Origin of the sequence: Streptomyces sp. SM1, assembly GCF_002910825.1 — a bacterium.
Classification (GTDB): domain Bacteria; phylum Actinomycetota; class Actinomycetes; order Streptomycetales; family Streptomycetaceae; genus Streptomyces; species Streptomyces okerensis.
Window position 1 is genome coordinate 1 of record NZ_NEUB01000600.1, and the last position, 4323, is coordinate 4323.

Annotated in this window: 3 protein-coding genes; all 3 read right to left on the reverse strand. The window is 70.9% G+C overall.

Annotation, left to right across the window (positions count from 1 at the left end; genetic code table 11):
- Positions 1 to 36 precede the first annotated feature (36 nt).
- The 3 genes from cyc2 to B9S61_RS14775 all read right to left on the reverse strand — a co-directional run bounded on the left by cyc2 (position 37) and on the right by B9S61_RS14775 (position 4155).
- The gene (cyc2, locus tag B9S61_RS14765) at positions 37 to 2193 is read right to left on the reverse strand and encodes a germacradienol/geosmin synthase Cyc2 (RefSeq protein WP_103542667.1); all 2157 of its coding nucleotides are present in this window, start codon (positions 2191 to 2193) and stop codon (positions 37 to 39) included.
- A 95-nt stretch (positions 2194 to 2288) separates the two neighbouring features.
- Entirely contained in the window at positions 2289 to 3467 is a 1179-nt protein-coding gene (locus tag B9S61_RS14770) for a damage-control phosphatase ARMT1 family protein (RefSeq protein ID WP_103542668.1), read from the reverse strand.
- A gap of 40 nt (positions 3468 to 3507) precedes the next feature.
- A complete protein-coding gene (locus tag B9S61_RS14775) occupies positions 3508 to 4155 on the reverse strand; it encodes a ScbR family autoregulator-binding transcription factor (protein ID WP_103542669.1) in 648 nt (215 codons plus the stop codon).
- Positions 4156 to 4323: the final 168 nt, after the last annotated feature.

Genomic DNA, 4323 nt, shown 5'->3' on the forward strand with positions numbered 1-4323 from the left:
CATGGTGGGTTCGCCTCCGGCGGAAGGGCCAGGCCGTCAGATGAGAACCGGCGGTGCGGGCGGGCGGTACGGAAGGAAGCCGTGGACCCGGCCGGACAGGTACTCGTCCTTGTACCGCGGTACCTTCCGGTGCCAGTTGAGGATGCCCGCCATCCAGTTCTGCAGGTCCGTCACATAGCCCCGCATGATCTCCCGCGCCTCCTTCGAGAGCTGGAAGTCGTCATAGACGACGGGCAGTTCGTGCGCGACGACATGCTGGAACTGGCGCATCCGCTGGTTCATCAGGTCCTGCACCACGGGCAGCGCGGTCGGATAGTCGACGCCGAAGAAGTTCTGCACGACGAGCACCATGTTGTGGATCTCGCCCTCGAACTCGATCTCCTTCTGGTAGGAGAAGACGTCGTTGAGCAGGCACGCGTAGTCGATCGCCGCGTTCTCCAGGGAGCGCACGGGGCCGCTGCGGTAGATCTCGGGCGGTACCGCCGGTCCGTGTCCGGCGCGGCAGAGTCCCAGGGTGAGATCGGAGCCGAAGGTGGCACGCCGCATCTCCAGGTAGTCCACCGGGTCCGGGACCCGGTTCTGGATCTGGTTGGACAGCTCCCACACCCAGGCCTCGGTCATGGTCTCGACCGCCGCCTTCAGGGGACGGCGGCCGTCGGGCGTCATCCCGGCCGTCGTGCGCGCCCACAGGTCGGTCAGGGAGCGTTCCATCGCGTTGGCGGGCGGCGGCACCGGCCCGTCGTCGAGGGGCATGCAGGCCGCGAGGCGGGCCGTGGTCAGCCGGGCGGCGGCCAGGTCGCGGCGGTGTCCGTAGACGAGCGGGTAGTAGTCGTCGCCGTAGGTGCCGAAGGCCAGCCAGCCGGAGGCGAGGTCGAGTTGTGCCTGGGTGGCGTCCGGGTCGAGGCCCGCGGCGCACAGCGGCAGATCGCAGCTCTCCAGCTTGTCCTCGTCCCAGACACCCTCGCCGAGGATGCCCATCCGCCGCGACCACTCCAGCAGATGCCGCCGGGCGCCGTCCAGAGCGGGGCTGAGCTGCAGCGGGTAGGGCATCTCGATCTCGGGGATGACCGACGGGCCGACCTTCGGGAACGGCACGTGCGTATGGGCGCGCCACCGCCGGGCGCCGGTGGTGGCGAGCAGCGCGCCGATGTCCGCGGCGGACGTCCCCGGTCCCGAGGGCGACAGCCAGGGGGAGCCGGAGCGCGCGCCCTCGTTCATGTACCTGCTGGAGCGCAGGTGCCATTCGTGGCCACCGGACTGCCAGTCCTGCAGTCCCTTCGCGTAGGCGGCCACGGCCGCGACCAGGTCCGGGGTGAGGCCCTTCTCCAGTGCGACGGCGGGGACTTCGGTGAACGCGGTGTGCTCGAACTGATGGAGCCGTGCGGTGAGGACGTCGTTGACCAGCTCGGCGGCCTCCTGGGTGGTGCAGCCGAAGAAGGTCTCCAGGACGAGCACCCCGTTGCTGAGTTCGCCCTCGTCCTCGACCTCCCGCTGGTAGGAGAACAGGTCGTTGCGCAGGTGCACGGCGTCGGAGAACGTCTCCATGAGCACCCTGAGCGGCCGCGTTCCGGCGACGGCGGCGGGCACTTCGGCGGTCGCGTACTCCACGAGCCCGGCCGACCAGGGGGCGCCGCCCACCTTGCGGCGCATCTCGATGTACTCGACGGGGTTGGCGATCCGCCCCTCGTTGATGTTGGAGAGCTCCCACATGGACTCGTTGAGGAGGTGTTCGGTGGCGACGGCGAACCGGCGGCGCCAGTCGTCGGACATCGCCGGCACGGTGCGCGCCCACAGGTCGGCGAGGCCCGCCTCGACCGGGTTCTCCGGCTCGGGAACGGTCGCTCCCGGGTCCAGCGGCATGAAGAGGGGCAGCCGGTCCAGGTGGGCCTTGCCGGCCGCCCTGTTCTGGCTGCGCTTGAACTTCTCCAGGAAGTGGTCGTCGAAGAAGAAGACCCACACGTACCAGTCGGTGATGAGCGAGAGGGCGGGCCCGTCACAGTCGGGGTGGGTGTAGGCGCAGAGCAGGCCGTAGTCGTGCGCGTCGAGATCGGCCTGTTCCCAGACCCCGCTTCCCTCCAGCATGCCCATCTCTCGCGCCCACGCGGCCGAATGGGCGCGGGCCTCATCGACATGCGGATTGAGCCGCGCGGGGTGCGGCAGGTAGAAGTGCGGGAGTGTGAACGGCTGCGTCATGGCCGGGGCCTACCCGTGGCCCGGTGGCGGCATCCGCCGGCCGGGACGTGATCACACCATCGCGTGAACCCTCGCCCGAACGGGAGTCCTGGAGCTCATGTCCGTACCTGGATGAGCGCGTGGGTGCCGCTGGTGCGCCAGCGCTGCTCCTCCGCGGCCGTCAGCGCCGCCTCGGTGCCGGCGGTCAGTCCGGTGATCACATCGGACTTGAGGGTGCGCAGGGCGGCGACCGGTCCCGGGAAGTACCGCGTGACGTCGGCGAACGGTGTGGTCGGGGGCCAGTACCGGTCCTCGACGAGACGGCGGTAGTTCAGGTCGCCCTTGACGACGGTGACCGCGGCGGCGGCGAAGTCGGCGCGCAGATCGTCCGGCATCTCGGCGTAGGGCAGGGGCGAACAGGAGAAGGGGTGCGCGCGCAGGGTGAGCCGGCCGTCGGAGAGGGCGGCCCACAGACCGCGCCCGTACGCGGCCGCCGCTCCCTCGGCGCCGGTGAGCCGGCGCACCGCGTCGACGACGTCGGCGGTGGTGGCGTCGGAGACGTAGTACGGGTACGGCTTGACGTGGAGCACCGCGCGGCCGATGCGGCCGTGTGCGAGCAGATGGGCGATCAGCAGCAGATCGGGGACGAGTTCGCGGCCCGCGTTGTCGGCGACCAGGCACAGGGGGTCCGCGGCGGGGGTGCCGAGCAGTGTCCACAGCCGCTCGGTGTCGTCGGCCACCAGGGCGGGGACGGCGGCGCTCTCCCCGGCCCCCTCGGCGGAGAGCCGGAAGCCTAGGTCGGCCCGGTTGCCCCACAGGGAGCCGTGCAGCAGGGCGGCCGCCTGCTCGTCCTCGGGGCGGCCGGTGAGGTCGTCGAGCGCGGCGAGTTCCTCGTCCGTGGCGGGAGAGCCGAGTTCGGCGAGTTTGAAGGGCCGGAACGGGTCGACGCCCTGCCAGGGGCCGGGGCCGAAGTAGCCCACCGCGTCGAGCAGCCGGCGGTAGAACCAGCTCTCGGACCACAGCCAGGGCACGTCGTACCAGGAGCGGCCGGCGTAGGTGTCCATCCCCCAGGCCCGCCACCGCTCCCGGTCGTGCGCGCCGGCCGGGAGGGGTTCGATGGTGCCCGTGGCGCAGTCGGCCAGCAGGGCGTCGAGCGCCCGGTGCTGCGCGGGCTCGTAGGGGAAGGCCTCGCGCACCTGCCGGACGATCGCGGGGTGGCGCTCGGCCAGCACGCCGTGCGGGAACGTACCGGGCTCGTCGGGGACGATCACCGGCGCGGTGGGGGTGTCGGACATGCGGCTCACCGTAACGCGCGCCCGTTGCGCGCGCCGGACGTCACACCGGCGCGATCTCCCGTTCCAGCCGGGCGGCCAGGCTGAGGTAACGCGCGCGCCGGGTCACGGGGACCAGGCCGCGGATGAGGATCTGCCACATCTCGGCCGTGCGCCGGGGCTGGCGGGCGACGGATTCCCGGGAGCGGCCGACGACGCGGGTGCCGACGAAGAAGCAGACGAGGGAGTGGGCCACGACGTCGATGTCGACGTCGGGGTGGACGTCGGCCTCCTGGACCGCGCCGAGGAGCCGGGCGGTGACGATGTCCAGCCACTCGGTGAAGGGGTGGCTGAGCGGCGGGCGGGGGCGGGTGCCGCCGGTGGCCAGCCGCAGTCCGGCGCGCAGAACGGGGTCCTCGGCGGACATCCTGGCTATGCAGAAGGTGAGGCGCATCAGCGCCTCCAGGGAGGTGTGGCCCCGGATCCCGGTGTCCCTGGCCAGTCGGCGGCACGTCGCGGACTGGCCTTCCAGAATCGCGTGGGCGAGGTCCTCCTTCGCGGCGAAGTGGAAGTAGAGGGCTCCCTTGGTGACGCGGGCGTGCTCGACGATGTCGCTGAGGCTGGTGGATTCGTAGCCCTGCCGGTCGAACAGGTCGGCGGCGGCCGTGATGATCGTCGCGCGGGTCTGCTCGGCGCGTACCTGCCTCGCCATCGCCTGAACTCCTGAGCCGGAAAGGAACGGGTCATGCCGTTTGTTTTAACGCCGAGTACACGATAACTCACCGTACGGCATTGTCCACCACGCCGTCATGCGGCTTGAATTGGGCATATCTGTCCAAAATCATCGCCCGAAAAGAAACCAGCGCGCCCGGTATCCGGG